General features: G+C 71.2%; 25 protein-coding genes and 1 pseudogene. 6 read left to right on the top strand and 20 right to left on the bottom strand.

Annotated features, from left to right (window positions below):
• The coding region (locus tag JF597_RS40295; protein WP_294008513.1) for an NADH-quinone oxidoreductase subunit A at window positions 1-313 on the bottom strand (313 nt) is incomplete at its 3' end.
• Between the two features lie 791 nt (window positions 314-1,104).
• Here JF597_RS40295 and JF597_RS40290 point away from each other — a divergent pair.
• Window positions 1,105-1,911: a C40 family peptidase gene (locus JF597_RS40290; protein WP_294008512.1), complete on the top strand. Its 807-nt coding sequence runs from the start codon at window positions 1,105-1,107 to the stop codon at window positions 1,909-1,911.
• 230 nt (window positions 1,912-2,141) lie between these two features.
• The gene (def, locus tag JF597_RS40285) at window positions 2,142-2,768 is read left to right on the top strand and encodes a peptide deformylase (RefSeq protein WP_294008511.1); all 627 of its coding nucleotides are present in this window, start codon (window positions 2,142-2,144) and stop codon (window positions 2,766-2,768) included.
• Window positions 2,769-2,774: 6 nt separating this feature from the next.
• On the opposite strand, the gene JF597_RS40280 is transcribed toward def, so the two are convergent.
• On the bottom strand, window positions 2,775-4,109 hold the full coding sequence (locus JF597_RS40280) for a geranylgeranyl reductase family protein (RefSeq protein ID WP_294008510.1): 1,335 nt from the start codon (window positions 4,107-4,109) through the stop codon (window positions 2,775-2,777).
• Between the two features lie 48 nt (window positions 4,110-4,157).
• Here JF597_RS40280 and JF597_RS40275 point away from each other — a divergent pair, with 48 nt between their 5' ends.
• A complete protein-coding gene (locus tag JF597_RS40275) occupies window positions 4,158-4,694 on the top strand; it encodes a GNAT family N-acetyltransferase (RefSeq protein ID WP_294008509.1) in 537 nt (178 codons plus the stop codon).
• An 83-nt stretch (window positions 4,695-4,777) separates the two neighbouring features.
• The gene (locus JF597_RS40270) at window positions 4,778-5,116 is read left to right on the top strand and encodes a PASTA domain-containing protein (RefSeq protein WP_294008508.1); all 339 of its coding nucleotides are present in this window, start codon (window positions 4,778-4,780) and stop codon (window positions 5,114-5,116) included.
• Window positions 5,117-5,131: 15 nt separating this feature from the next.
• Here JF597_RS40270 and JF597_RS40265 read toward each other — a convergent pair whose 3' ends face one another.
• From JF597_RS40265 to JF597_RS40250, 4 genes are read right to left on the bottom strand one after another with little or no spacing between them, the layout of a single operon-like run.
• Entirely contained in the window at window positions 5,132-5,827 is a 696-nt protein-coding gene (locus tag JF597_RS40265; protein WP_294008507.1) for a demethylmenaquinone methyltransferase, read from the bottom strand.
• Window positions 5,828-5,851: 24 nt separating this feature from the next.
• On the bottom strand, window positions 5,852-7,276 hold the full coding sequence (locus tag JF597_RS40260; protein WP_294008506.1) for an acyltransferase: 1,425 nt from the start codon (window positions 7,274-7,276) through the stop codon (window positions 5,852-5,854).
• Complete coding sequence (locus tag JF597_RS40255) at window positions 7,276-9,708, bottom strand: bifunctional polysaccharide deacetylase/glycosyltransferase family 2 protein (RefSeq protein WP_294008505.1); 2,433 nt, start codon at window positions 9,706-9,708, stop codon at window positions 7,276-7,278. The genes JF597_RS40260 and JF597_RS40255 overlap by 1 nt, the downstream gene beginning before the upstream one ends.
• 22 nt (window positions 9,709-9,730) lie before the next feature.
• Window positions 9,731-10,120, bottom strand: coding sequence for a hypothetical protein (locus tag JF597_RS40250; protein WP_294008504.1), 390 nt, complete (start codon window positions 10,118-10,120; stop codon window positions 9,731-9,733).
• 305 nt (window positions 10,121-10,425) lie between these two features.
• Between JF597_RS40250 and JF597_RS40245 the strand changes: the two genes are divergently transcribed.
• Window positions 10,426-11,472: a chitinase gene (locus JF597_RS40245; RefSeq protein ID WP_294008503.1), complete on the top strand. Its 1,047-nt coding sequence runs from the start codon at window positions 10,426-10,428 to the stop codon at window positions 11,470-11,472.
• A gap of 64 nt (window positions 11,473-11,536) precedes the next feature.
• On the opposite strand, the gene JF597_RS40240 is transcribed toward JF597_RS40245, so the two are convergent.
• The 5 genes from JF597_RS40240 to JF597_RS40220 all read right to left on the bottom strand — a co-directional run bounded on the left by JF597_RS40240 (window position 11,537) and on the right by JF597_RS40220 (window position 17,712).
• Entirely contained in the window at window positions 11,537-11,986 is a 450-nt protein-coding gene (locus JF597_RS40240; RefSeq protein ID WP_294008502.1) for a hypothetical protein, read from the bottom strand.
• A gap of 7 nt (window positions 11,987-11,993) precedes the next feature.
• A complete protein-coding gene (mqnC, locus tag JF597_RS40235) occupies window positions 11,994-13,193 on the bottom strand; it encodes a cyclic dehypoxanthinyl futalosine synthase (protein ID WP_294008501.1) in 1,200 nt (399 codons plus the stop codon).
• A gap of 84 nt (window positions 13,194-13,277) precedes the next feature.
• Window positions 13,278-14,147 (bottom strand): A24 family peptidase, encoded by an 870-nt coding sequence (locus tag JF597_RS40230; RefSeq protein ID WP_294008500.1) that lies wholly within the window; start codon window positions 14,145-14,147, stop codon window positions 13,278-13,280.
• Window positions 14,144-17,143: a BTAD domain-containing putative transcriptional regulator gene (locus JF597_RS40225; protein WP_294008499.1), complete on the bottom strand. Its 3,000-nt coding sequence runs from the start codon at window positions 17,141-17,143 to the stop codon at window positions 14,144-14,146. The genes JF597_RS40230 and JF597_RS40225 overlap by 4 nt, the downstream gene beginning before the upstream one ends.
• A gap of 218 nt (window positions 17,144-17,361) precedes the next feature.
• A complete protein-coding gene (locus tag JF597_RS40220; protein ID WP_294008498.1) occupies window positions 17,362-17,712 on the bottom strand; it encodes an SsgA family sporulation/cell division regulator in 351 nt (116 codons plus the stop codon).
• Window positions 17,713-17,907: 195 nt separating this feature from the next.
• Here JF597_RS40220 and JF597_RS40215 point away from each other — a divergent pair, with 195 nt between their 5' ends.
• Entirely contained in the window at window positions 17,908-19,530 is a 1,623-nt protein-coding gene (locus JF597_RS40215) for a sigma-70 family RNA polymerase sigma factor (RefSeq protein ID WP_294008497.1), read from the top strand.
• 119 nt (window positions 19,531-19,649) lie between these two features.
• On the opposite strand, the gene JF597_RS40210 is transcribed toward JF597_RS40215, so the two are convergent.
• The 9 genes and pseudogenes from JF597_RS40210 to JF597_RS40170 form a co-directional block, all read right to left on the bottom strand.
• Window positions 19,650-20,111 carry a pilus assembly protein TadG-related protein gene (locus JF597_RS40210; protein WP_294008496.1) on the bottom strand — a complete coding sequence of 154 codons (462 nt, stop codon included), beginning with the start codon at window positions 20,109-20,111 and terminating at the stop codon, window positions 19,650-19,652.
• A complete protein-coding gene (locus JF597_RS40205) occupies window positions 20,108-20,563 on the bottom strand; it encodes a TadE/TadG family type IV pilus assembly protein (RefSeq protein WP_294008495.1) in 456 nt (151 codons plus the stop codon). The genes JF597_RS40210 and JF597_RS40205 overlap by 4 nt, the downstream gene beginning before the upstream one ends.
• Window positions 20,564-20,940 (bottom strand): annotated as a pseudogene (locus tag JF597_RS40200) (TadE family protein).
• A 135-nt stretch (window positions 20,941-21,075) separates the two neighbouring features.
• Window positions 21,076-21,327 carry a hypothetical protein gene (locus JF597_RS40195; protein ID WP_294008493.1) on the bottom strand — a complete coding sequence of 84 codons (252 nt, stop codon included), beginning with the start codon at window positions 21,325-21,327 and terminating at the stop codon, window positions 21,076-21,078.
• Between the two features lie 69 nt (window positions 21,328-21,396).
• The gene (locus JF597_RS40190; RefSeq protein WP_294008491.1) at window positions 21,397-22,317 is read right to left on the bottom strand and encodes a type II secretion system F family protein; all 921 of its coding nucleotides are present in this window, start codon (window positions 22,315-22,317) and stop codon (window positions 21,397-21,399) included.
• A complete protein-coding gene (locus JF597_RS40185; RefSeq protein ID WP_294008489.1) occupies window positions 22,314-23,312 on the bottom strand; it encodes a type II secretion system F family protein in 999 nt (332 codons plus the stop codon). Before JF597_RS40185 ends, JF597_RS40190 begins: the two co-directional genes overlap by 4 nt.
• A gap of 6 nt (window positions 23,313-23,318) precedes the next feature.
• The gene (locus tag JF597_RS40180) at window positions 23,319-24,626 is read right to left on the bottom strand and encodes an ATPase, T2SS/T4P/T4SS family (protein ID WP_294008487.1); all 1,308 of its coding nucleotides are present in this window, start codon (window positions 24,624-24,626) and stop codon (window positions 23,319-23,321) included.
• On the bottom strand, window positions 24,623-25,474 hold the full coding sequence (locus JF597_RS40175; RefSeq protein ID WP_294008485.1) for a hypothetical protein: 852 nt from the start codon (window positions 25,472-25,474) through the stop codon (window positions 24,623-24,625). Before JF597_RS40175 ends, JF597_RS40180 begins: the two co-directional genes overlap by 4 nt.
• Before the next feature lie 16 nt (window positions 25,475-25,490).
• Window positions 25,491-26,222: a hypothetical protein gene (locus tag JF597_RS40170; protein ID WP_294008483.1), complete on the bottom strand. Its 732-nt coding sequence runs from the start codon at window positions 26,220-26,222 to the stop codon at window positions 25,491-25,493.
• Between the last annotated feature and the right edge of the window lie 335 nt (window positions 26,223-26,557).

Genomic DNA, 26,557 nt, shown 5'->3' with positions numbered 1-26,557 from the left:
CGAAGACGGTGAGCACGAAGAGCAGCATCTCCACGAGCCCGAAAACACCCAGGGCGTCGAAGGTGACGGCCCAGGGGTAGAGGAAGACGATCTCGATGTCGAAGACGATGAAGAGCATCGCCGTCAGGTAGTACTTGATCGGGAAACGCCCGCCGCCGGCCGGCGTGGGGGTCGGCTCGATTCCGCACTCGTAGGCTTCGAGCTTGGCGCGGTTGTACCGCTTCGGACCGATCAGCGTGGCCATGACCACGGAGAAGATCGCAAAGCCTGCCCCGAGGGCTCCCAGTACGAGGATGGGCGCATAGGCGTTCACCGCTCCTCGCTCCTCTCAGTCGGCACTGACTGGTGGCGGTTCGGATCGGGCTCCCCACCTGCCTCGTCCGTCACGCGAACCCCGCGCGTCCCGGGCGAAGATCGCGAACATGTGAAGCAGGTCACAAGCCCAACTGCCTCGCATCTTATGCCCGCCGCTCTGTGATCTGCGACACGGGGTATTGCACAAGCTTTGTGATCTCCACCACCTGACGATCGATCATGAAGTCGGATGAGTAGTGATCTTCACACGCGAAGCGTTCAGCTGATCACCAGAAGTGACATTTTCGACCGTCGGTGCTGGCCGGAGGGGGTCCGGAGGGACCGTCTCCATATCAAGAGAGTTCCCCTGCATGCAAATTCGCGATGGACGGGGCGCCTTGATAGAGGACCGCATTCACACATCAGAGGGAGGCGCGGGGCGCGGTGTGGACGCGTGCACGCGTTCACGAACCCCGGCGGACCGCGACCCGGATCCGCGGCCGGCTCGACCCCGGCCCGGTCCCGCGCGAGACGCACCCCTCCCGGTAACCGTTCCGTGACCTCCGCCACATCCATGAGAGGCGCCTGAGAGCGGGGCTTGGCCAACCATCCAAACCGATGGTAAGCGGGGGGCAATCCGGACGTAACAGCGAAAGAGCGTGATCACGGGCTTGATCACAGGCGTCCACAATGTCCGTTACGGCGTCAATAAAGAAAGACACCCGAGGGATTCACGGTCTCGGTTGAGCAACTGTGGCGCAGCACACGTTTCTTGTAGATATGAAGGAGCCCCTGATACCGGTTGTTCCCATGTCCCACACCGCTCACATACGCAGCCACCGGAAGCCCCGCCGCAGCGCGACGACAAGCATCGCCGTGCGCGCCGGAGTTGCCGGTGGCGTCCTCGGCATGGCAGCGGCGGGCGCGGCCTCGGCGAGTGCCGCCGAACCCGTGACGCAGACGCTCGAACTGCCCACCCTGACGGCCGATCTGGCCACCCAGGTGGCCCAGTCCGCCGACGCCACGCAGCAGGCCGCGGCGAACTACACCCTCCAGGCCGAGCGCGACGCGGCGGCCGCAAATGCCGCGAAGCAAGCCAAGGCGGACCTCGCCGAGGCGAAGCAGAAGGCCGAGGCCAAGAAGAAGAAGGCCGAGGAGGCCCGTAAGGCCGCCGCGGAGCGCGCCGCCTCGCGCAGCGCCGAGCGGACCACCCTCAGCGCCTCCACGGCCTCCAGCACCTCCACGAGCACGTCCACGGCGACCGGTTCGGCCGCCGCGGTGGTCGCCTTCGTGAAGGCGCAGATCGGCGACGCCTACGTCTCCGGCGGCACGGGCCCCAACTCGTGGGACTGCTCGGGTCTCGTCCAGGCCGCCTTCAAGTCGGTCGGCGTCAGCCTGCCGCGCGTCTCCCAGGACCAGTCGACGCAGGGCACCCAGGTCTCGCTGAGCAACCTCCAGCCCGGCGACATCCTCTACTGGGGCAGCGCCGGCAGCGCCTACCACGTGGCGGTGTACGTCGGCGACGGCATGTTCGTGGGCGCCCAGAACCCCTCCAGCGGTGTCGGTGAGCACCCGCTGTCGTACGACCCGCCGACCGGCGCGGTGCGGGTGCTCTGACAACCCGGGCAACCGGGACAACTCAGGCATCACGCAAGCACGGTAGGGCCGCAGCCGCTCGGGGGCAGCGGCCCTTCCGGCGTGCCCGCCCTTCTCCCGGTTCTCCACAGGTCGCGGGTCACCGCGAGGGTTTTCCACAGGCCCGCCCGTGATCCGGTGACTCCTGGGATGCTCGGTGCAGGCCGCCCGTACGGAGCGGCGGCCCCGAGATCCGAGAAGGAGACACCGCGATGCCACGCGTCTTCGTCCAGGGGAACCCCATGGACTACTACCCCAGGCACGCTCCCGAGGCCCGGCGCGGTTCGGTGCGCCGGATCACCGAGACCGGTGAGGACGTCCTGCACAAGCCGTGCCGGGACGTCACCGAGTTCGGTCCCGACCTCGCCGCGCTCATCGACGACATGTTCCTCACGATGTACATCGCGGAGGGAGCCGGCCTCGCGGCGAACCAGGTCGGGGTCGATCTGCGGCTGTTCGTGTACGACTGCCCCGACGATCACGGTGTCCGGCATGTCGGGCACATCGTCAACCCCGTCCTGGAGGCACCGGACCCGGCCGGACGGCGGCTGCTCGACGACGTCGAGGGGTGCCTGTCGGTGCCGGGCGCCGCGATGGACGTACCGCGGCCGGACCGGGCCGTCGTCCACGGGCAGGACAAGCACGGCAACCCGCTCACCGTCGAGGGAACCGGGTATTTCGCCCGCTGCCTGGCGCACGAGACCGACCATGTGAACGGGCGCGTGTATCTCGACCGGCTCTCCAGGCGGGAGCGGAAGGAAGCGCTGCGGCAGGTGGCGGACCGGCGGGAGGACGTCTACGCCCGCCGGGCCGCCAACATCGAGGCGATCGGCTCCTAGGAGCGGTCAGGCCTTCGGGGCCACCTTGCTCAGGCCGTTGATGATGCGGTCCATCGCGTCGCCGCCGGTTGGGTCGGTGAGGTTCGCCAGGAGCTTCAGCGTGAACTTCATCAGCAGCGGGTGGGTCAGGCCGCGCTGGGCGGCGATCTGCATGACCTTCGGGTTGCCGATGAGCTTCACGAAGGCGCGGCCCAGCGTGTAGTAGCCGCCGTAGGTGTCCTTGAGGACGCGCGGGTAGCGCTGCAGCGCCAGCTCGCGGCCGCCGGCCGTGGCCCGCGCGTGGGCCTGGACGATGACGTCGGCGGCGATCTGCCCGGACTCCATGGCGTAGGCGATGCCCTCACCGTTGAAGGGGTTCACCAGGCCGCCGGCGTCGCCGACGAGGAGCAGGCCGCGCGTGTAGTGGGGCTGGCGGTTGAAGGCCATGGGCAGGGCGGCGCCGCGGATCGGGCCGGTCATGTTCTCGGGGGTGTAGCCCCAGTCCTCGGGCATGGAGGCGCACCAGGCCTTGAGGACCTCGCGCCAGTCCAGTTCCTTGAAGGAGTCGGAGGTGTTCAGGACGCCGAGACCCACGTTGGAGGTGCCGTCGCCCATGCCGAAGATCCAGCCGTAGCCGGGAAGGAGGCGGTCCTGGGGGCCGCGGCGGTCCCAGAGTTCCAGCCAGGACTCCAGGTAGTCGTCGTCGTGACGGGGGGAGGTGAAGTAGGTCCGGACGGCCACGCCCATCGGGCGGTCCTCGCGGCGGTGCAGGCCCATCGCGAGGGAGAGCCGGGTGGAGTTGCCGTCGGCGGCCACCACGAGGGGCGCGTGGAAGGTGACTTCGCGCTTCTCCTCGCCGAGCTTGGCGTGCACGCCGGTGATGCGGCCGGTGCGGTCGTCGACGATCGGGGCGCCGACGTTGCACCGCTCGTACAACCGGGCCCCCGCCTTCTGCGCCTGGCGGGCGAGCTGTTCGTCGAAATCGTCGCGTTTGCGGACCAGGCCGTAGTCGGGGAAGGAGGCGAGATCCGGCCAGTCGAGCTGGAGGCGGGTGCCCCCGCCGATGATGCGCAGGCCCTTGTTGCGCAGCCAGCCGGCCTCCTCGGAGATGTCGATGCCCATGGCGACCAGCTGTTTCACCGCGCGCGGGGTGAGTCCGTCGCCGCACACCTTCTCGCGCGGGAACTCGGTCTTCTCCAGGAGCAGCACGTCCAGACCGGACTTGGCGAGGTGGTAGGCCGTCGTGGAGCCGGCTGGCCCCGCGCCGACGACGATGACATCGGCGGTGTTTTCGGAGAGGGGCTCGGTCACGGCGGGGGCTCCCCAAGGCTCGAAATCTGCGTGCCGACCGGCACTGGACATGGGCAGTCTATTCAGCGGTACTGATCACCCTGCTGAAGGGCTGCCCCTGTGAACCGAGCTCTCCCCGCGGTACGGCTGCGTGTACCCACGCACGAGGACGCGTTCGCCTGGCACCGGGTCTTCGACGACCCGGAGGTCATGGAGTTCCACGGCGGCCGGTCCGCCGAGCTGTCCGTCTACGAGGAGCTCACCGCCCGCCAGCGCCGGCACGACGCAGAGCTCGGCTACTGCCTGTGGACGATGACCGACGAGGCCGGACAGGTCATCGGCTTCACCGGCGCCCAGCCGTGGCCGCGGGAGTGGGGCCCCAGGGGCGAGATCGAGATCGGCTGGCGGCTGGGACGGGACCACTGGGGAAAGGGGTACGCGACCGTGGCGGCGCGGATGACGCTGGAGCGGCTGCGGGGGGCCGGCGTGCCGACGGTGGTGGCGATGGTGCGGCCGGGCAACGAGCGGTCCGTGGCGGTGACCCGGCGCCTCGGGATGGAACTGGCGGGGACGTTCCCGGACCCGCGCTTCGCGGAGGAGGCGCTCTGCTTCCGGCTCGACCTGCGAAGCGCCAAACCCATTGACTACACAGAGTGACGATCTGTCACAGAAAGACACCTACCGCTTCCAGCCGCCCCGTGCCGGGGGTTACCCTTCCAGTACCGCTGGGGGTGACATCTGTGCATATAACACCCAAAACACCCGAAGTACGCGTGCCACGGCTGGTCGGACTGATGGCCGTGGACGCGCGCGAGACCGCCCGGTCGCGGGGCCTGTTCCTCAACGCGCCGGACCGGCCGGACTTCCATCTCGCGGTCGTCGACTACGTCGTGCGCCAGTTCCCGCAGCCCGGTGCCGAGGTGCCGCGGGACTCGATGGTGTACGTGTGGTTCGACTTCGGTGAGGGCGAGGGCGGCGGGGGCGTGCGTGAGCCCCGCATCCCACGGCCGCCCGGGGGCGGGCTGCAACGGGAGCTGGACCAGCCCGGGGACACCACCTTCGAGGTGAGCAGCCTGTGATCCCCCGGTCGGGGCTCAGGCCTCCTTGAAGCCCCGGTGCAGGGCGACGATCCCGCCGGTGAGGTTGCGCCAGGCCACCTTCGACCAGCCCGCCGCACGCAGCCGTCCGGCCAGGGCGGGCTGGTCGGGCCAGGCGCGGATGGACTCCGCGAGGTAGACGTAGGCGTCCGGGTTGGAGGAGACCGCGCGGGCGACCGGCGGCAGGGCGCGCATCAGGTACTCGGTGTAGACGGTCCGGAACGGCGCCCAGGTCGGGTGCGAGAACTCGCAGATCACCACCCGCCCGCCGGGCCGCGTCACCCGGTACATCTCACGCAGGGCCGCGTCGGTGTCCTGGACGTTGCGCAGCCCGAAGGAGATCGTCACGGCGTCGAAGGTGTCGTCCCCGAACGGCAGCCGGGTGGCGTCCCCGGCGGTGAAGGGCATCCAGGCGTTGCGCCGCTTGCCGACCTGGAGCATCCCGAGGGAGAAGTCGCAGGGCACGACATAGGCGCCGGCCCGGACGAACGGCTGGGAGGAGGTGCCCGTGCCGGCCGCCAGGTCCAGGACCTTCTGCGCGGGGCGCGCGTCGACCGCCTTGGCGACCTCCTTCCGCCACTGCCGGTCCTGGCCGAGCGACAGCACGTCGTTGGTCAGGTCGTACCGTTCCGCCACGTCGTCGAACATCGAGGCGACTTCGTGCGGCTGCTTGTTCAGGGAAGCGCGGGTCACGCTCGCCATTCTTGCAGCACGCCCTCAGGGGAGGAGCTTCGGCTTCTTCTTCGCGGCCACGTCCTCCACCCAGCCGCACGCCACGACGAACACCGCGATCAGGATCCAGCCCACGCCGAACATGAACCACTGGCTGTCCAGCGGGAGCCACTTCTCGAATGCGGGCACGTTCCACATCTGGTCGATCAGCGGGACCGCGAGGACCAGGGCGATCTCGTGCCAGAGGTAGACCGTCACCGCGCGGGCGTTGAAGATCGTGACCGTCCGGTCGAGCTTCCGGAAGCGTGTCAGCCAGGCGAAGTCGATCTTGAAGTAGGCCTTCGCCCACATCAGCAGCATCACGAACCCGGCCGACCAGAAGGCCTGCGCGAGGGGGTTCTCGTCCAGGTCGTAGGTGCCGAAGTCGGCCTGGTGCGAGAAGGCGTACCAGCCGCCGTAGCCGACGGCGGCGAGCGAGCCGACGATCACCAGGGCCGGCTTCATCCGCCGGAGCACGCCGTCGCGGTGCGCGAAGCCGAGGATCCAGCAGAAGAGGTACGTCGCCAGGTCCCACAGTGCGCTGCCGAAGCGGCTGTCCGGGCCCGACCAGACGAAGTTCAGGACCAGGATCGGGGCCAGCGACGCCAGGAGCACCGGGACGGGGGCCTTGCGGAAGATCCACAGCAGGGCCGGGGAGAGGAGGACGAACCAGAGGTAGGTGCGCAGGTACCAGAGGATCTCCCAGGCCTGCTCGCCCCACGCGTCGCCCGGCGGGTCGCCGAGCGGCACGATCCAGTAGACGATCTGCCGGCCCGGCATCCAGTCGTGGATCAGCATCGCCAGGACGACGAAGAAACCCCAGAACCAGAAGGGGGGAAGCAGACGGCGCAGGCGGCTCTTGACCACCTTCGCCGCGGGGCGCTCCAGGGACTTCGCCATCAGGGTGCCGGCGAGGCCGAACATGATGCCCATGGAGGGGAACACCATGCCGCACCAGGCCCAGCCGAAGGTGTGGTAGGTGACGACGCGGATGAGGGCGACGGCTCGGAGGGTGTCGAAGTAGCGGTCCCGTGCAGGGGCCTTGGGCCGAGGGTCGGCGTCCTTGGCGTCTGTTGCCTCGGTGCCCGGCGCTGTCGGCTGTGCCCGCCCTCCCCCACTCTCGGCTTCGCTCGAGCGGGGGGACCCCCATCGCCGTGCGGAACGATTGCCCACCGCGGTTGCGGTGGCAGCGGTGGGACCCGGCTGCGGTTGCGGTTGCGATTGCGGTTGCGGTTGCAGGTCCGGTTGCGGTTGCGGTTGTGGGTCCACCAGGGGCAGTGGGGCCGTCTGGTCCGGTGCCGGGGTGTGGGTGTGGTCGGGGTACGGCTGCTGGGCGTACTGCTGCTGGCCGCCGTAGGGGTCGTAGTCGTAGCCGTTGTAGTCCTGCGGGTGCGGGTTCTGCTGGTACGGGTACTGCTGGTCCCAGGTCATCAGCCGCTCACTCCCGCCGGGGTGCCGACCTCGCCGGTGCGCTTGAGCTTCTGCCAGCGCAGGCGGCCGCCGGTGAGGGCGGTGATGCAGGAGTGGATGAGGACGAGGTACATCATCTGGCGGTAGGCCAGCTGTTGCAGCGGCATCATCGCGAGGTAGCGGTACTTCTCCTTGTCCAGGCGGAACGCGTACGCGGCGCAGGCCAGTTGGATGCCGAGGACGGCGAGCCAGGCCAGCAGGGCCGCCTCGAAGTCGACGAAGATCATGGAGTAGACCGTGAAGACGTCGATGAGCGGGGCGAAGACCGGTGTGACGATCTGGAAGAGGACCACCAGGGGCATGCCGACGCGGCCGAAGCGGCCGGACGGGCCCTTGTCCGTGAGGGACTTGCGGTGCTTCCAGAGGGCCTGCATGGTGCCGTAGGACCAGCGGTAGCGCTGGGACCACAGCTGCTTCAGCGAACCGGGCGCCTCCGTCCAGGCCTTGGCGTGCTCCTGGTAGACGACCCGCCAGCCCGCGCGGTGCATGGCGATGGTGATGTCGGTGTCCTCGGCGAGGGTGTCCTCGCTCATGCCGCCCACCTCCAGGACCGCCTCACGGCGGAAGGCGCCGATCGCGCCGGGGATGGTCGGCATGCAGCGCAGCAGGTCGTACATGCGCCGGTCGAGGTTGAAGCCCATCACGTACTCGATGTGCTGCCAGGCACCGATGACCGTGTTGCGGTTGCCGACCTTCGCGTTGCCGGCGACCGCGCCGACCTCGGGGTCGGCGAACGGCTGCACGAGGTGCCGTACCGTGTCCGGCTCGAAGACCGTGTCGCCGTCCATCATCACGACGATGTCGTAGGCGGCGTTGCGCACGCCGTTGTTGAGGGCGGCCGGCTTGCCCGCGTTCTCCTGGCGGACGACGCGGACGTTGCGCATGCCCAGCTTGTCGGCGGCGGCGCGGGCGATCTCCGAGGTGCCGTCCGTGGAACCGTCGTCGACGACGATGACCTCGATCGGATGGGTGCTCTGCGCCAGCGACTCCAGGGTGTTGGCGATGCACTCCTTCTCGTTGTACGCCGGGACGATCACGCTCGCCGGCCGGGTGACCGTCGGGCCCCAGCTGAACCGGCGTTTGTTGCGCTGTCTGTAGTGGCGGCGGGCGATGAGCAGCATCATCCCGAAGCGGCCCATCACCGCGACGCCGACGACGAACAGCAGTCCGGAGAGGACGGGGAGGGCCCACTCGGCTATCGCGACCGCCACGATGAGGGCCTTGCCCTCGTAGAGGGTCATGCCGGTGGCCGTCCGGTGGGCGGCCTGGAGGCGGGAGACGGCGGTGGTGCGGGTGCCGGTGCCGCCTTCGGGGGCGGTACCGGCCTCGCCGCTCGGACCGGTGCCGCCGCCCGGCCGGGATCCGGTGCCCGTACCTGTACCCGCACCGGCGCCCGTACCGGTGCTCGTCCCGGTGCCGGTTCCGGTTCCGGTCGCGCCGGCCTCGGTGAGGCCGGTGGTGGTCCGGGCGTTCGAGGTGGTGCTCGCGGCGGCGGCCTGCCGGTTCGCGGCGTTCCGCTTCTCGATGACACCGCTGACGGTGGTGAAGGTGTAGCCCTTCGCCTTCATCTTCTTGATGTACTGCGGCAGCGCCTTGATCGTCTGCGAGCGCTCGCCGCCGGCGTCGTGGAAGAGGACCGCGGCGCCCTTGGTCCCGCTCGGCGTGGCCCACTTGACGATCTTCGAGACGCCCGGCTTCTTCCAGTCGTCGCTGTCGGTGTCGACGAAGACGCTGGTGTAGCCCTCCTTGCCGAGCTTCTGGTAGACGGGCCAGCTGTAGTTGTCGATGGCGTCCGTCTCCGATGAGTACGGCGCACGGAAGAGGGTCGTGGTGATGCCGGCCGCGCCCGCCAGCGCGAGCTGGGTCTGCTGCATCTCGCGGTTGATCCGGGCGTCGCTCTGGTACGACAGGTCGACGTGCGTGAACGTGTGGATGCCGACCTCGTTGCCCTGCTGGACCATCGTCTTCACGATGCCCGGGTAGCGCGACACCATGGAGCCGACCAGGAAGAACGTGGCGGGCACGTCGTACTGTTCGAGGATCTTGAGGACCCGCGGGGTGTAGGTCGGGTTCGGGCCGTCGTCGAAGGTGAGGGCGATGGTCTTGGCGGGGACCGAGACCGTGGTCGCCCGGCCGCCCCGGAACGTGAGGATCGGGCCGCCGTCGATGATCTTGTCCGGCACCTTGCCGGAGCCGGCGCCGGTGCGCACCCGCTGGTCGCCGCCGACCTCTGCGCGCAGATAGCCGTCGAGCAGCATGACGCAGGTCAGCGCCAGCAGGAGCAGCAGGGCGAGGATGACACGTGGTTTCTGCAGCGCCGCGGCCCTGCCCGCCGCCCGCTCGATGCGGGTGGGGGCGCGCCTGCGGCCGCGTGCGGAGGTCGGAGAAGTCATGGGGAGAGGCCTGCGTTCCCGGTCAGTCCGCGGATGCGGATGCGGTGGCGGATGCGGAAACGGACGGGGTCGCGGTGACCGAGGGCAGTGCCGACGGGCGGCCGCTGGGCAGACCGGCCTGACGGCCGATGCCGCCCTGCGGGCGCTCGCCGCCGGGGGCGTTGCCGGCGCGCGCGAAGTCGGGGATCAGCGAGTCCGGGGTGAGCGAGGTTCCCCAGCCCATGAAGGCGGCGCCGAGCACTCCCGTGTAGGCGAGGCAGACGACGCCGAGGAGGAGGCCGACGCGCCGCAGCACCTTGGAGCGGCGCCCCGAGGAGTCGACGAAGACAGGCCCCTCGGCAGACCCGTTGCCTTGTTTGCGGCGGCGACCGCGCACCGCGGCGCGGCTTTCGATGGCAGGCTCGGATTGCATTCCACGGATATTAGGGAGTCTTTATGTGACCCCCTTCGGGGTTCTTGTGAGGCGACCATGAGAAACCCCTTTACCTGTCTTTTCACTGAGAGATTCTGTGAACAGCTGCGGTGGCCACCGGGTAGGGGAAACCACCTGAACACCCCTTTTGTGATGCGCCTTTCGCCCCATTCACGCGCTTCACTCCATGAGGTTTCTATGTATCGAGCGAACCGTTGAACACCATGACCGTGTGAGACGTTTTCCTTTTGAATCAGGCTTTGTTTCGAGCCTGAGACACACATCACGAGAGCGGGTGCATCTTCATGCGGAGTTTCCTCAGGCCGACTGCTGGGCTTACTTGCCTGTTTGCCATGGCAGTCACGGGGTGCTCCTCGGGCTCCGACGGCACGTCGGACGCGGCGCCCGCGCCGTCGAAGAAGGCGTCGGCCTCGGCGAGCGAGGCGGACGGGTCGGACGGCTCGGACGGGTCCGGCACGTCCTACGCGCCGTACGTCAGCGCGACGGAGGCCGCCGCCACGGACGACGCGGGGTCGCCCTCGACGTACAACCTGGCCTTCGTGATCGCCGACGGCAGCAGCTGTACGCCCGCGTGGAACGGGACGGCCGCCGTCGGCAGTTCGACCGTGAAGTCGCGGATCTCCGAGCTGAAGGAGGACGGCGCGACGGTCCGGGTCTCCTTCGGCGGGGCCTCGGGCAAGGAGCTGGCGACGACGTGCTCCAGCGCGTCGAAGCTCGCCGCCGCCTATGGCGCCGCGCTGGACGCCGCCGGCTCCTCCCAGGCCGACTTCGACATCGAGGGAGACACGCTGACCGACTCGGACTCGGTCGCCCTGCGGTCGGAGGCGATCGCGCTGCTCCAGAAGGAACGGCCGGACCTGGAGGTCTCCTTCACGCTGCCGGTGATGCCGTCGGGGCTCGACTCCGACAGCCTCGCGCTGCTGGCGTCCGCGAACAAGTACGACGTGCAGGTCTCGACGGTCGACATCATGACCATGAACTACGGCGAGTCGTACGACGGGGACATGGGCGACTACGCGGTCACCTCGGCGAAGGCCGCGCACACGCAGCTGAAGAAGGTGTTCGGGCTGTCCGACGCGGGGGCGTGGGGCGGGATGGCGCTGACCTCGATGATCGGGGTCAACGACGTGGACGGGGAGACGTTCACGCTGTCCGACGCGAAGGACGTGCGGGCGTTCGCGGACGAGGAGGGGGTCGCGTGGGTGTCGATGTGGTCGACGTTCCGGGATGTGCGGTGTGCGAGCGGGGCTGCTTCACAGGATGACGCGGCGACCGATTGCAGCGGGGTGACTCAGAGTTCGGGGGCGTTCGCGGAGGCGTTTGCCGGTTGAGTGTCGTCTGACGGCCGGTGGGGGTCGATCGCGCAGTTCCCCACGCCCCTGAAAGCAGGTCGGACTAGCGCCGCCTGTGGACAAGGCGCCCCGCACACACCGTCGCGATGCACTCCCCCGCCTCGTCGAACACCGCCAGGTCGGCCCTGGCGGACCGCACGAGCGCCGACTCCGAGGGCGTGCCCAGGAGGACCACCACGTCGTTGCGGTCCGCCGCCGCCCTCAGTTCGGGCGAGTCGACGTACCGCTCCAGGACCGCCGCCGCCCCCCGCTTCAGCACGGCGTGCACCCGCTCGCGCGGGCTGGGCGCGGCCGGGAGGGGCCCGTCGTGGAGGCGGGCGGGGCCCAGCGCGCCGGGCCAGGTGCGGACCCGCGCCCGCGGGAAGCGCTCGCGCAGTTCCTCGTACGGCCCCACGGCGGCGATCCGGTCCTGTACGACGGCCACCGCACCGCTCTCGACCGGCTCGGCGTCCCAGGTGACGAAGACCCGGTTCGCCGTGTGAATCGTCTCCACCCGTACGTCAGTTGGAGGCCAGCAGCTTCAACTCGGGGTGGGCGGTGCCGCCCTCGATCGCCGTCGAGGAGATGTGGGACATCACCCGCTCGTCGACCGGGTCGTTCGCCGGGTCGTCGTGGACCACGAGGTGCTCGTACGTCGTGGCGCGCTGCGCGGGGACGCGGCCCGCCTTGCGGATCAGGTCGATGATCTCCAGGCGGTTGGAGCGGTGCTTGGCGCCCGCGGAGGAGACGACGTTCTCCTCCAGCATGATCGAGCCGAGGTCGTCCGCGCCGTAGTGCAGCGAGAGCTGGCCGACCTCCTTGCCGGTCGTCAGCCAGGAGCCCTGGATGTGGGCGACGTTGTCCATGAACAGGCGCGCGATCGCGATCATCCGCAGGTACTCGAAGAGCGTGGCCTGCGTGCGGCCCTTCAGGTGGTTGTTCTCGGGCTGGTAGGTGTACGGGATGAAGGCGCGGAAGCCGCCCGTGCGGTCCTGGACGTCGCGGATCATGCGCAGGTGCTCGATGCGCTCGGCGTTGGTCTCGCCGGTGCCCATGAGCATGGTCGACGTGGACTCGACGCCCAGCCCGTGCGCCGTCTCCATGATCTCCAGCCAGCGCTCGCCGCTCTCCTTGAGGGGCGCGATGGCCTTGCGGGGGCGCTCGGGGAGGAGCTCCGCGCCCGCGCCGGCGAAGGAGTCCAGGCCGGCCTCGTGGATGCGGGTGATGGCCTCCTCGACGGAGACGCCGGAGATCCGCGCCATGTGCTCGACCTCGGAGGCGCCCAGGGAGTGGATCACCAGCTGCGGGAACGCGTCCTTGATCGCCTTGAAGTGCTTCTCGTAGTACTCGACGCCGTAGTCCGGGTGGTGGCCGCCCTGGAACATGATCTGGGTGCCGCCCAGCTCGACCGTCTCCGCGCAGCGGCGCAGGATGTCGTCGAGGTCGCGGGTCCAGCCCTTGGCGGTGTCCTTGGGGGCCGCGTAGAAGGCGCAGAACTTGCACGCCGTGACGCACACGTTCGTGTAGTTGATGTTCCGCTCGATGATGTACGTCGCGATGTGCTCGGTGCCCGCGTAGCGGCGGCGGCGTACGGCGTCGGCGGCGGCGCCCAGCGCGTGCAGGGGGGCGTCGCGGTAGAGGTCGAGCGCCTCTTCCGGGGTGATCCGCCCACCGGCAGCGGCACGGTCGAGGACGGACTGAAGGTCGGCCTTCTCGGTCACCGGGCGCGTCCCTTTCGTAATGGCTTGTGGACGGACCGAACCAGCCTACGCCAGCCCCGCGTCCGCCTTTCGGACGGCCCGGCCTCAGGCCGTGTACGCCCCCACCAGCAGCCCCGCGAACGCGCCCGCGATCAGGAACGGCCCGAACGCGATCGCCGTCCTGCGCCCCGCCCGCCGTACGACGACGAGCGCACCGCCGTACAGCGCGCCCAGCAGGAAACCGGCGAACGTGCCGAGCAGCACCGTGGGCCAGCCGTACCAGCCGAGGACGGCGCCCGCGCCGAGGGCCAGCTTCACGTCGCCGAAGCCCATGCCGCCCGGGTTGATGAGGAAGAGGACGAAGTAGCCGCCGCCGAGGGCGAGGGCCGCGCAGACGGAGGTGGACCAGTCGCCGGCGTGCTCGGGGAGCAGGGCGGCCGCCCCGAGGAGGGCGAGGGCGGCGGCCGCGAGGGGGAGCGTGAGGGGGTCGGGGAGGCGCTGCACCCGGAAGTCGACCACCGCGAGCAGTACGCCGACGGGGGCCAGGAGCAGCCAGACGGCGAGCTCGGGGCGGGTGCCGGTGGCCAGGGCGAGGGCTGCGCAGACGAGGGCGGTGGCGAGGGCGAGGGCTGCGGGTGCGGGTGGGTGGGTGGTTGCGGTTTTGGTGTTCCAGCCCGCACCACCCGTGACAGTCTCGTTGTCGGGTGCGGATGGCTCCGGTGGGGCGTCCTCGCCGTCGGCGACCGCGGGTTCGTCGCCGGCGGTGGGTGCTTGGGCCGGGGCGTCGGTAGTGCAGACGGTGCAGGGTGCGGTGCCCAGCCAGCCTCTGACGGGGTGAGCCGCCGGGCACTGCTTGCGCCACTCCTCCCCCGCCGGCGCCGAGAAGCGGTAGGCGGCGCGGGGCAGCAGGGCGCCGGCCGTCGCGCCCCAGAGGGCGGCGACGGCCGGGAGGGCGACGTCCAGGGCGGTCGTCATCCGGTGGCGGCGGCGCCGTCGCGCCAGGTCGGCAGGAGTTCGTCGAGGAGGGCCTCGGTGCGCGGGGGCAGGCCGCGTGCGCCGCTGCGGGCGATCAGGTCGGCGGCGAGGGCGCGCAGCCGGTCCGGGTCGCCGGTGGCGTGCGTGGCGCGCAGCAGCTCGTTCCAGAGGCGCTCGTCCTCCGGCGCGGTCCGCAGGGCCGCGCCGAGTGCCTCGATCGCCTTCTCCGCGCGGTCCTTCTCCAGGTGGAACGCGGACAGCGCGAGGCCGATGTCGGCGACGAGGAGCGGGAGCTGGGCGTCGATGATCTCGTGGGTGAGCCAGCGGTAGCGGCCCTCCGCGCGGTCGGCGAGCAGCGGGCCGCGCACCAGGACGAGCGCGTCGGTGAGGAGGCGGCCGCGGACCGCGCGGCTCTCGACACCCTTGCCCTGGGTGGCCTCGTAGTAGAGGGAGCGCAGCACGTCCAGGTCGGAGACGACCGACTTGGCGAGCGTGAGGCGGCCTGCCGCGTCCGCGCGCAGCCGGGGGCTGCCGTCGGGGTCGGTGCCGAGCCAGCCGCGCAGCCGCTCCAGGAGGGCGTCGCGGACGTCCTCCGTGACGCCCCGCGGCCACAGCGCGGACGACAGCACCCGCGGGTGCACGCCCTCGCGGTGCAGGAGGAGGAGGGCGAGGGCCTCGTGGAGGAGGGGGCTGCGGTCCCCGTCGGGGGTGTCCAGGCCGATGATCTCGTACGGGCCGACGAGCCGCGCGTACACCGCGGGGCGGCCCTGTTCGCTGATGTCGACGAGGAACGGCGGGGTGGTGGTGGGCCCGTCGGGGTCGCGCTCGGGATCGGACTCCACGAAGAGCTCGACGACCGCGCGCTGCTGGACCGCGGGCAGCAGCTGGGCCTGGAGTTCGAGGCCGAGGAGCGGGGCGAGGAGCCTGCCGTCCGGGGTGATCTCCATCGCCCAGGCGGCGCCGGGCAGGTCGTCGCTCTCGCTGCCGACCAGGTAGCCGATGCCGAGCCGGGCGGCGTCGGCGGCGAGTTCGGCGAGGCGCACGGCGTCCTCGGCGGACGGCTGGGTGGCGAGCAGGACGAGGTTCGGCGCCCAGCGGGTGTGCTGGGCGGGCCCGGTCCGGCCGGTGAGGACCGAGTGGTGGTCGGCGGCGCCGAGCGCGCCGCGCCGCTGCCGGGTCTCCGCCTCCATCGTCTCGAACAGCGCCTCCACGTCGTCGAGATGGCGCAGCCGGCTGGGGGCGAGCGGGGTGAGGTCCGCGCCGAAGCCGACCAGGGTGATGGTCATCCGGTCCGCCCAGCCGTTGGTGGCGAGTTCGGCGGCGACGGAGGCGAACACGGCGGCCCGGTCGGCCTCGCGGCCGCTCAGCGAGACGATGCCGGGCACGGACTCCAGGTTGAGCAGCAGCCGCGAGTCGTCCATGGTGCCGAGGCTGACCAGACCCGGGTACGGGGCGGCCGCGTCGGTGTCCTCGTAGCGCTCGGCGTCCGCGCGGGACAGCGTCCAGAACGTCTGGTCCTGGCCGAGCTGCCAGGGCGCCGGGGGTTTGCCCGCCGGCTGGGCGAGTTGCAGGTGCAGGTCGCCGTGGCTGAGCCAGGCCGCGTAGACGACGGGCAGGGAACGGGACTCGGCGGTGAGGGCGGCGGCGAGGGCGCGCAGCGACCGGTCGAGCAGTCGTACGCCCTCCGGGTCGGCGCCGACCAGCAGCGCGTCCTGCACGTCCTGGGCGTCGCCGGCCGGGATCGGCGGCTCCATGCCGCGGCGGCCGCCGACGGCACCGAGCGCCGACTGCCACAGGGCCTGCCGGCGCCGGCGGCCGAGGGCGGCGAGCAGGCCGGCGGCGAGGAGAGGGGCACCGAGAAGGGCCTCGGGCAGACCGAAGGAGGAGTGCCCGGAGGTCCCGTGCGCCGAGGTCTCGTGCGCCGGGGTCCCGTGTGCGGAGGGGGTGCCGGTGCCGTCGCCGGCCTGGCGTTGGCTCGGCACGGTGATCTGAGCGGTGGCGCCGTCCTCGCCCGCGTGCTGCCCGCCGCCCTGCTCCTGGTGCTCCTGGTGCTGGTGCTGGGCGTTGTCGCCGGTCTGCGCGTAGTCGCCGATCTGCTGCCGGACCTCCGGCGAGACGTGCGCGTCGGGGTTCGCGACGAGTTCGCCGCCGTGCGCGTCGCCGGGCATCTCCATGATCCAGCCGGGGCGGATGAGGCTGGCCTCGGAGAGCCGGGAGCCGTCGGGCTGGACGCGGTCCTTGTTGAGCTCGTAGATCTCCTTGTACCGGCGGCCGTCGCCGAGGTGGCGTTGCGCTATCTCCCACAGGGAGTCGTGGTGGCGGCCCTCGGGCGGCTGGATGCGGTAGTACTTCGTGGCACCGTGCGTGGCGGTGGCGCCCTGTTCCGCCTGGGCCGAGGCGTGGCCGGCCTGCTCGGCCAGGGCGGCGGCGGTGCTCTTCGCCTGCTCCTGCTGCTGGGCGAGGATGCCGGGGGTCGCCTGGGCGGTGGCCACCGTGCCCTTCTGGTTGCCCTCCAGGCTGTGGCCGAGCTGCGAGAGGCCCGGGGTGAAGCTGGCGGCGGTCGCGCCGACCAGCAGCAGCGCGGCGACGAGCTGCCGGGCGAGCAGCTGGCTGGGGCCGGCGCCGGGGACCCGGCCGGGCAGGCCGACACCGGAGACGGCGGCCTTGACCTCGACCAGCACGCAGGCCGTGAACTGGGCCCAGGCCAGCCAGACGACGACCGTCAGCGCGTTCAGGAACGTCTGGACGTCGATCGGCTGCGACAGCCAGTCCATGCTGGGCGCACTGCGCGGCAGGGGCCAGCCGACCGTCACGGCGAGGGCGCCGGGGACGCCGACGACGAGGACGAGCAGCACCACGAAGGCGAGGAACGCCTTGACGACGTCCCCGAAAGTACGCCGACGCAGCCGCACCGGCTGCGGGGTCCGGTTCCGCGGACCCGACGGACCGGTGCCCGTCGGCCTTCCCGTCGAGCTTGATGTGCTGCGTCGCGCCATGACGAGTGCCCCGTGGTCGTGTGGAAGGAGTGGGTCGGGGGCACATCGAGCCTGCCGAGGTCCCCTTGACGATCCTATTGACTGGCACCGACAGCGTCGAAGGGGTGGAGCGACCAACCACCGCCCGACTTCTCCGCTTTCGGCAACCCGTTCCCCATTGGCCGGAGTTACCGCCACCCGCCCCGCACACACCGCCTCCACACATCCCGCACAGTCCGTCAGCCGCCGACCCGCAGCGAGGACAGCAGGAAGCGGGTGAGGGCGGAGGTCGGGAAGCTGACCGCCGCCACGCCCTCCGCCGCGCGGAGTTCGACGACCGTGCGGGAGTCGCCGTACGGGCGTACGTGCACGTTGCCGAGCACGGCCGGGCCCTCCAGGCCCTCCTCCAGCAGGGCCCGCGCGAAGGTCCAGGTGACCTCCTCGCCGTCCAGGGAGATCCACGGCGGGAAGACGAAGTGCACGGCCTGCGGGTCGGCCGAGGTGTAGCGGAGCGTCGCGGGCACCGACACCTCCTGCGCGTCGGCGGTGAGCAGGCGGGCGCCGGTGGGCTGCTCGAGCGTGATGGGCACGATCGTCTCCGGGGGTGCGTGGTGGGCCGTCGTACAAGTGAGAGCCCCCGGCCGCGGGTTGATTACGCCGGAAACGCAAGGAAGTTGAGTGACATGCGTCACTTGTCGGCGCTCTGGAAACTTTGCTTGAAAGTTTCGTCATCTAGGCTGACAAACCTTCTCCCGCCCCTGAGCCGGCAACTGGAGCGTTCCGCCATGCACGACGGTTCCTCTGCAGTGATCAGCACCGCCGCCTATGCCCGGATCTACGAGGAACAGCAGCCGCGGCTCGTCGCGTACGCCCGCTCCCTCACCCGCAACGCCTGGCTCGCCGAAGACCTCGTCGCCGAGGCGCACTTCCGGGTCTGGCGACGGCTGGCCGAGGGCCACGAGATCGACAACGTGTCGGCGTACCTGACGACGACCGTCCGGCACCTCGCGTACGCCACCAACGGTGCCGTACGCGAGACGCCCCGCGACCCGCACGCGGAGGAACAGGCCGAGTCCGGCCGGCACGGCGAGGACCCCGCCGAGCACGTCTCCTCCGTCGACCTGCTGGTCCGCGTCCTGGCCCAGTTGCCCGAACGCTGGGTCAAGGCCCTCTGGCTGGCCGAGGCGGAAGGCCAGCCGCTGGCCCAGATCGGGCCGCAGCTGGGCACCAAGGAGGGAGCTACCGCCGTCCTGCTGCACCGCGCCCGGGAGGGGATGCGGCAGGCCTTCCTGCGCACCCAGACCGGGGCTCCGGACGACCCCGCCTGCCAGGTCCACTGGAGCCGGATGCCCGCGTACGTGCGGGGCGCCGCGACGGAGCGTCAGTCCGACCGGCTGCTCGGCCACGTGGACACCTGCGAGGACTGCCGGACCCGGCTCGCCGCCCTGATCAGCGCCAACGACCGGCTCCCCGCCCTGGCCGGCCCGGCCCTGCTGGTGTTCGCGGTGGGCGGCACGGCCGGCAGGTTCCTGCTGTCCCTGACCACGGCCGGAGCCGCGGCGGGCGGCCACGCCACGGGCGGGGGCGCGGGCGGCAGCGGGCTGCTGCACGGCGTACGGCAGGCCACCGGTGTCGCCGGCACGAAGGCGCCGGTGATGGTCGCGGCGGCGGGCGCGATGGCGGCCGCCGCGGCCGCGCTGGTGCTGGTACTCGGCCCCGGCCGATCCGCCTCCGTCCCGGCCCGGACACCGGTCGCCGACGCGCCGGTGGCGCAGGTACCGGTGGCCGGGCAGCCGGCGGCCCCGACGGACCCGCCCGCCACCCGGCCGACGGTGACACCGGGGCAGGGCGGCGGGGAGGCGGTACGGCCGCAGGTCACGGACGACGGCGCGGACGGCGCGGTCGCGTCCGGGTCCGGGCCCACCACGCAGCCGCCGTCCGGCGGTGACAGCGGCAACGGCGGCTCGACGGCGGATCCCGGCGGGCAGACCCCACCGGGCGACGGCGACGGCGACGGCAACGGCAACGGCAACGGCAACGGCAACGGCAACGGCAACGGCAACGGCAACGGGAGCGGCACTCCGCCCGCACCGCCGGTGCCGACGCCGCCCTCCCCTCCCACGGCCCCGGCACCCACTCCCCCGGCACCGCCCACCGCTCCCGCTCCGACTCCCCCGGCGGATCCCACACCCCCGGCGGACCCGGCTCCCGTGGACCCCCCGCCCGTCACGGACCCCGACCCGGCACCGGCCGACCCGGATCCGGTCACTCCGCCCGACGACGACTGCCCACCCCGGCACGGTCACGACGGCCACGGCCACGGCCACGGCCACGGCCACGGCCACGGTCGTACCCATGGCCACGGCAACCGCACCGCCGCTGCCCCGAGGCCTGAGCAAACGCCCTGAAGGGGCGCGCGGCTGCATTGCACGTGCGACTACAGCCCCGCGGGCGCGACCAGCCCGGACGGCGCCGCGGACGGACGAACGACGGCGCACCGCGGCCCTGCCGGCGGAGCGCCCGGCGCCTAGCCGACCTCGTTCTCCGCCGTGGCCTCGCCGTGCACCACGATCGCGCCGCCGTAGAACATGCCCGTGAAGACCGGTTCGTACGTCAACTGGACCTCGACCTGGACCTGTTGGGCGTCGGCGGCGGTGCAGTGGGTGCCCGCGACGTCGGCGGCGGACATGTCCATCTCGCGGGCGAAGGTCTGCACCCGGGCGTCGCAGTCCTGGAAGTTGATCGGCGCCTCGCCCTGGTTCTCGTACAGCGCGTCCAGGTCGATGTCCTGGGCCGCGTAACGGGCCGCCTGTTCGGCGATGTCCGCGGCCCGTTCGCGCTTGGAGATGGACAGGCCGCCGTCGATGACGAACGCGGACAGGGCGAGGAAGACCAGGGCGAAGATGATGACCGCGCCGGCGCCCGAGCCCCGGTCGTCGAGACGGAGCCGGCGCGCGGTCCACCAACTGCGCAGCACCGCGAGGCTCATGCCGCCCTCCGGAACGGGTCGAGGGGCGAGGAGAACGTCGAGGACAGGGTCGTCGGGATGTCCAGGCCCAGCATGGCGAGGCCCCTCACCCGGCAGCTCACCTCGACCGTGAAGATGCCGCCGGACTCGAACCCCGCGCTGGTCTGGACGACGGAGACCGGCCCCGAGCAGACGTCGGACAGGTCCGCCTCGGCGGCCTTCCGGGCCTCCGACATGGCCGTGACGTGGTCCTTCTGGATGGACCCGGCGCGGGCCGCGTCCCGCGCGGCGCCGTCGATGGCCCCCCGCCCGTCGACGAGCTGGCCGAAGGCGACCAGGACCAGGATGAACATGATCATGACCGGGGCGAGGATGACGACCTCGACGGTCGACAGCCCCTGGTCGTCGGCCGGAAGTCTTCTCTGCACGGACCTCTGCACGGACCTCTGCACGGACCTCTGCACGGAGGACATCTAGTTCCTGTCCTCCACGAACCGCTCCACCGGTCCCGCGGACCGTGCGTGCACCGTCAGGTCCAGGCCCGGGAACACCGTCGGGATGCGGGCCGTGATCTCGACGCCGACCGTGGTCTGCTCCGGCTGGAGCACCGCACGTCGGGCGACAGGACCAGCTGCGGCCCGAGTTGCCTGATGTAAGAGTCGACCACGTCCTGGGCCTCGCCGCGCCAGGCGCCGGGCTCCGCGTCGGCGGTGGCGCGGGCCTTGCGGGCGCCGGCCTGGGCCGCCGCCTGGGCCACGTGGTCGGCGAAGAAGTACAGCGCGAACTGCACCGTCGCGAAGATCATGAAGAAGAGGACGGGGGTGAGGAACACGAACTCGATGGCCGTCATGCCCGAGTCGGCCGAGTCGCCGCGCGCGGCCGCCGCCCGGCGGCGTACCCAGCCGCGCAGGCCTCCGCTCACGCCCGCAGACATCCCCGTCTCCCCCGTCACCTTGTCATCCCCGTAGTGGTCGCGCTCGGCCGCTCAGCAGGTTCCGCTGGCGTTGGCGCCCTTGATGCAGTTGCCGACCTTGTTGGCGCCGTCGCTCAGCGCGGCGTTGATGATGGCCGCCACCACGCCGACGATCGCCACGACGACCGCCGAGATGATGACCCACTCGACGGCGGAGGCACCGCGGTCGAGTTCGCCGGAGCGGGCGCGCTCCACGCGGGCCTGCAGGAAGGTGACCAGGAAGTCCATCGCCGGGATCCCGGTGCTGAAGTTCCGTGTGTTCATGATGACTTGTCCTCTCGAAACAGCAGTTGGCGAAGGTTCTCTACGAAGCTCGGGTCAGCTCGGGCCGGCTCACACCTGGAACACCCGCATCGCCGCCGGGAAGATCAGGAAAACCAGGAAGCCGGCGCACAGCAGCAGCTGGGCGACGAGCATCGACTGGGACTTCTCGCCCGCGCTGCCCTCGATCTCGGCGAGTTCGCGGTGGCGCATGGTCTCGGCACGGGAGGCGAGGGACTCGCGGACCTTGGCACCGTCGTCCGCGACCAGGGCGAGGGAGGCGGAGAGGTCCTTGAGCTCCTCCACGCCGAGCTCCTCGCCGAGCGCGCCCAGCGCCTGCCACTGGCTGACACCGGTGATGCGGGCGTCGGCGAGGGCGTTGCGGATGCGCTGGTTGGCCCAGCCGTCGGAGACCTCGGCGGCCGCCATCAGGGCCTCGGGCAGGCCGCGGCCGCCGGCGAGGCTCATCGACACCAGGTCGAGGTACGCCCCGATCACGCGCCGCAGATCCCGGCGCTTCTCGGCCGCGTCCCGTCGTACCTCCAGGTCGGGCAGGAAGAAGAACAGGGCGGCGCAGGCCAGGGCCAGCCAGACCGGGATGACCGGGTTGTGGCCGAAGCCCATCGTGTAGACGACGGCGAACAGGAACGGCCCGAAGATCAGGCCGGCCGCCGCGAGCAGCACCTTGGTCGCCAGGAACTTCTCCCAGCTGCGGTCCAGTACGGCGAGGTCGGCGCGGAGCGAGCGCTGTTCCCAGCCCTGCTGCCGGTAGAAGTCGGCGACGCGCTCGCCGACCTCGGCGCGCAGCGTGCCGAGTTTGCCGGTGTCCCGCGTCTGCCGCGCCGACTCGTAGGCCGCGCCGCGCGCCCGCATCGCGTCGATCCGGGCGACCTGGGCCACCGCGCTGCGCCTGGACGGCATCAGGGCGCGGATCAGGACGTAGACGCCGAGCCCCAGGGTCACGCCGACGACGATCGGCATCGTGAGGTTCACCGGCGGGCTCCTTCCTCGGTGGGGAGCTGTTGCTGGCCGGGCTGGCCGGCCTGGCCGGGAGCGGCGCGGGGCGGCCGTACGAACTGCACGGACGACTGGTCGCGGACCAGGAACCGCTCCGGGGTCTCGATGGTGGACAGCTTGCGCAGCCACCAGAAGCCGAGCGCGAACAGCCCGCAGACCAGGGCGAGGACCAGCTGGCCGACGGCGGTGCCGTACGGCGCGACGAAGTCCCGGTTGAAGACGGCGAGGCCGAGGACGAACGCGACCGACACGGCGACGACGATCTGCACCGAGCGCCGGGTGGAGGCCCGCTGGGCCATCACGCGCTGGCGCATGTCGACCTCCTCGCGTGCCGACTTGGCGAGCGCGCCGAGCACCTGGCGCAGACCGGGGCCGCGGAGGCGGGCGTTGAGGATGAGAGCCGCCACGATGATGTCGGCGGAGGCGTCGTCGATCTCGTCGGCGAGGTGCTGGAGTGCGTCGGGCAGCGGGGTGCGGGCGCGCAGCCGGTCGACGAGGGCGTCGAGGTGCGGCCGCAGGATCGGTGCGGCGGCCCGGCCGGAGGCCGGGATGGCCTGCTCCAGGCCGACCGCGCCGGCGATCGTGTCGCGCAGCGACTCGGTCCAGGAGGCGAGGGCCTCCACGCGCTTCATCGCGGCCCGCTCCTCGGCGGCGCCGCCGAACAGCTTGTCCCAGAAGAAGACGAGGACGCCGGCCGCGATGCCGGCCACCGCCCAGCGGGTCAGCAGCAGGACGACGAGGCCGATGATGGCGGCCAGCGAACCGCGCTGGCCGGCGAACCGGATGAGTTCGGCGGCCCGTTCGTTCGCCTTCTGCTTCTCGTGGTCGGGCTTGGCGGGCAGGCCGCGGACCGCGAGGATCAGCAGCGCCAGTCCGCCGCCGACGGCGACACCGCAGCCGAGGCCGTAGAGGACCGTGGTGGAGAAGAGCCCGCCCATGGAGCCCAGGGAGGCGAAGGGGTTGAGGTTCATGTCACGTCACCCCCACGCCCCGTGTGGCTGGTAGCCGTAGGCCATCAGGTCCTCCAGGCAGGCTATGGGCGCGTGCGGGACGATCCGGCCGTCCGGGGCCTCCGCGAACACCTCGCTGGACAGCACCCTGCCGTCCACGCCGTTGACCTCGCGGACGGAGGTGACCATGCGCTGGAGGCGACCGCCGGTCTGGTAGTCGTTGCGCCGCTGGATGAAGACGACGAAGTTCACCGCGCCCGCGATCAGCATCTGGCTGGCCTCGATGGGCAGCCGCTCGGAGGCCTGGAGCGCGTAGGTGGAGATGCGGTTGAAGACCTCGCTGGAGCTGTTCGCGTGGATCGTGGAGAGCGACCCGTCGTTGCCCTGCGACATCGCGTTGAGCATGGTGACGATCTCGTCGCCGAGGACCTCGCCGACGATGACCCGGGACGGGTTCATGCGCAGGGACCGGCGCACCAGCTCGGCCATGGAAATGGCGCCCTGGCCCTCCGAGTTGGGCAGCCGCTCCTCGAACGCGACCACATTCGGGTGCAGGTCGTGGAAGGTGTCGAGGCCGAGCTCCAGCGCCCGCTCGACGGTGATGAGCCGTTCGTGCGGCGGGATCTCGTTGGCGAGGGCGCGCAGCAGCGTCGTCTTGCCGGCGTTGGTCGCCCCCGCGATCATGATGTTCTTGCGGGCGCGGACGGCGCAGGCCATGAAGTGCGCCACCTCGGGCGTGAGCGTCCCGTTCCCCACCAGGTCGGAGATGAAGACCTTGCCCATGCGGGCGCGGCGGATGGAGAGCGCGGGCCGCCGGGTGACGTCCATGACGGCGGAGAGCCGGGACCCGTCGGGAAGGCGCAGGTCGAGCTGCGGGTTGGCGGAGTCGAAGGGCCGCGAGGACAGACCGGAGTAGGCGCCGAGCACCTGGATGAGCTCGATGAGCTCCTCGTCGGTCTCCGCGACGGGGTCCCCGACGACCTCGCGCCCGTCGCTGAACCCGACGAAGACCTGGTCGCACCCGTTGATGTCGATATTCTCGACGTCCGGGTCGTCGAGCAGCGGCTGCAGCCGCCCCACGCCGAACAGCGCCGCGTGCACGGCGGCCGCGTACTGCTCCTCGGTCTCCGCGTCCAGCGGGGTGCGTCCTGCGTTGATCTCCGCGCGGGCGTACTCCTCCAGGATCTGGGCTATGACCGCGCGGGCGTACTGCCGTTCGTCCTCGGTGGACATGGGCGTCACGCCGGACGCCTGGTCCTTGCGGCGCTGCTCGGCGATTCGGTCGCCGGCGTCCTGCCGGAACCGCTTGACCAACTGGTGGTCGACAGCGGTCATCGGCCGGCCCCCGCGTGGGGCGCCTGCGGCGGTACGGACGTCGGTACGGTCCAGGCGGCACCGTACTGCTGGTGGAGGTCGGCGGTGACCTTGCGGGCCGAGCGGATGAGCAGGGACTTGTCGAGACGCCCGCGCTTGCGGCCGGCCAGCTGGTCGGCGCCGGCCGGGTCGTCGGCGATGGTGCCGACCACGCGGGCGCCGGTCTGGGCGTGCACGAGCATGTCGTTGACCTGGTTGACCAGCTTGCCGGCGCCCGACGGGTCGGCGACCAGGACGACCCCGATCAGCGGGGTGGCGAGGGTGGCGGCGCCGCGCGGACCGCCGTGCAGCTTCTGCGCGAGGGCGGCGGCCCGGTCCCGGACCCGGGCGAGCGCCTCGGGCTCGGTCCGCGAGACGAGCAACACCAGGGCGGCGTGCGGGAACATCTCCACGGCCGGGGTGTCACCGCTGATCCGTCCGCAGTCGGCGATGACGTCGGCCGGGGCGTTCGGGGAGTCGGCGAGGGCGGCGAAGGCGTGCCCGAGGGTGGGCCACAGCCCGGCGAGCCCGGCGGCGTGCTCGGCTATCCCGAGCCCGACGAGCACCTCGAGCCCGCCACTCAACGGCTGTACGTGGTCCCAGAGTTGGTCCGGTACCAGCCCTCGGCGCGCCGTGGCGGCGATGGACAGCATGCCGGTGTTGGGGTTGAGCGGCCCGCCGTGCGCGGCGGCACTGCGGTAGACGAGGTCGCCGCCGGCCGGGTCGGCCTCGGCGAGCAGGACCCGGCGCGGCCAGACCGCGGCCAGCGCGACGGCCGCGGTGGTGACGCCGGGAGAACCCTTGTCGGCGGCGATTGCGATGAGCGCCATGGGGTGGGGCCGCCTTCTAGTTGCCGTTGCCGGGTACGAGGACGAGGGCGACCTCTCCGTTGGACGCCGCGTTGGCAAGCTCCGCCGCCTTGTCGCTGTCGACGGTGAGCGTGATGGCGTAGTTGGTGCTGCTGACCAGGTCCGAGCTGCTCTTGTCGCTCGGTACGGCGCTGACCTTGGCGTTGCCCGTGATCAGCGAGTCACCATCGGCGGAGGAGGACGAACCACCGGAGGACGAGCCGCCGGAGGACGAGGAGCCCGTGACGCGGTATGCGGCGACGGTGTCGCCGATCTCGATGCCGGACGGGTACTGCCCCTCCTTGAGGGCCAGGCCGACGGTGGACTTTCCGGCGGGAAGCTTGCTGCCGCTGCCGAACATCTCGCCGACGGCGACGGCGCCGGCCGGGATGGTGCTGACGGCCTTCAGCTTCTTCAGGCTCTCCAGCTGGGACCACCGGACGTAGTGGATGCTGGAGTCGTCGGCGACCATCACGGAGGTCACGTTGCTTCCGGTCACCGAGGAGCCGGCCGGAATCTCCTGCGTGATCTTGATGACCTCGATCCGCTTACCTGCCTGCAGCACGAGCGTCGTGGCCCCCAGGGCACCCAGCAGGATCAGCAGCACGGCGAGCGCGGCCAGAGCGGGCTTGCGCTCGCGCGGCGCGGTGGGAAGGCGGTCACCGACCGAAGGCTGAGCCGGACCGGCGGAACGACCGGCGCCCGCCCCCGTACGCTCTTGGATCTTCACGCAACCGCTCCCCGTTACAGCCAAGACAGTGTCTGTCAAGAACTCTGAAAACCTGTCAACGCTCGTCGCCCTGCGCACCGGCACAGCGAAAGCGGACACTCCACACGAATCACCCCGAACCGGCCAAATACTCGGCCGCGGGGTGGGTGTCAAGCGATCGCACCGTATCAGCCGCACATAAGCCCCTCAAGGCGCGGCCGGACTCCTTGACCTCACTGAAATCGTCGTTGCGGTCTGCAACGGTGGCGACCTGTAAGGCGGTTGGGACTCGCGACACATCAAGGGACCCGAAGGTGTGCGCCGGTGAATCCCCCGCACCGTGCTCGTGGCCGGTC

Source organism: Streptomyces sp., assembly GCF_019510245.1.
Lineage (GTDB): Bacteria > Actinomycetota > Actinomycetes > Streptomycetales > Streptomycetaceae > Streptomyces.
The sequence above is the reverse complement of the archived record's forward strand: the minus strand, read 5'-3'. Positions and strand labels throughout refer to the sequence as shown.

Coding starts and splice junctions, on each gene's coding strand:
- JF597_RS40290 (WP_294008512.1), top strand. CDS start 1,105: ATGTCCCACACCGCTCACATACGCAGCCACCGGAAGCCCCGCCGCAGC.
- JF597_RS40225 (WP_294008499.1), bottom strand. CDS start 17,143: ATGGCGCGACGCAGCACATCAAGCTCGACGGGAAGGCCGACGGGCACC.
- JF597_RS40255 (WP_294008505.1), bottom strand. CDS start 9,708: ATGACTTCTCCGACCTCCGCACGCGGCCGCAGGCGCGCCCCCACCCGC.
- JF597_RS40185 (WP_294008489.1), bottom strand. CDS start 23,312: ATGAACCTCAACCCCTTCGCCTCCCTGGGCTCCATGGGCGGGCTCTTC.
- JF597_RS40230 (WP_294008500.1), bottom strand. CDS start 14,147: ATGACGACCGCCCTGGACGTCGCCCTCCCGGCCGTCGCCGCCCTCTGG.
- JF597_RS40175 (WP_294008485.1), bottom strand. CDS start 25,474: ATGGCGCTCATCGCAATCGCCGCCGACAAGGGTTCTCCCGGCGTCACC.
- JF597_RS40245 (WP_294008503.1), top strand. CDS start 10,426: ATGCGGAGTTTCCTCAGGCCGACTGCTGGGCTTACTTGCCTGTTTGCC.
- JF597_RS40180 (WP_294008487.1), bottom strand. CDS start 24,626: ATGACCGCTGTCGACCACCAGTTGGTCAAGCGGTTCCGGCAGGACGCC.
- def (WP_294008511.1), top strand. CDS start 2,142: ATGCCACGCGTCTTCGTCCAGGGGAACCCCATGGACTACTACCCCAGG.
- JF597_RS40215 (WP_294008497.1), top strand. CDS start 17,908: ATGCACGACGGTTCCTCTGCAGTGATCAGCACCGCCGCCTATGCCCGG.
- JF597_RS40280 (WP_294008510.1), bottom strand. CDS start 4,109: ATGTCCAGTGCCGGTCGGCACGCAGATTTCGAGCCTTGGGGAGCCCCC.
- JF597_RS40210 (WP_294008496.1), bottom strand. CDS start 20,111: ATGAGCCTCGCGGTGCTGCGCAGTTGGTGGACCGCGCGCCGGCTCCGT.
- JF597_RS40205 (WP_294008495.1), bottom strand. CDS start 20,563: ATGTCCTCCGTGCAGAGGTCCGTGCAGAGGTCCGTGCAGAGGTCCGTG.
- JF597_RS40195 (WP_294008493.1), bottom strand. CDS start 21,327: ATGAACACACGGAACTTCAGCACCGGGATCCCGGCGATGGACTTCCTG.
- JF597_RS40250 (WP_294008504.1), bottom strand. CDS start 10,120: ATGCAATCCGAGCCTGCCATCGAAAGCCGCGCCGCGGTGCGCGGTCGC.
- JF597_RS40260 (WP_294008506.1), bottom strand. CDS start 7,276: ATGACCTGGGACCAGCAGTACCCGTACCAGCAGAACCCGCACCCGCAG.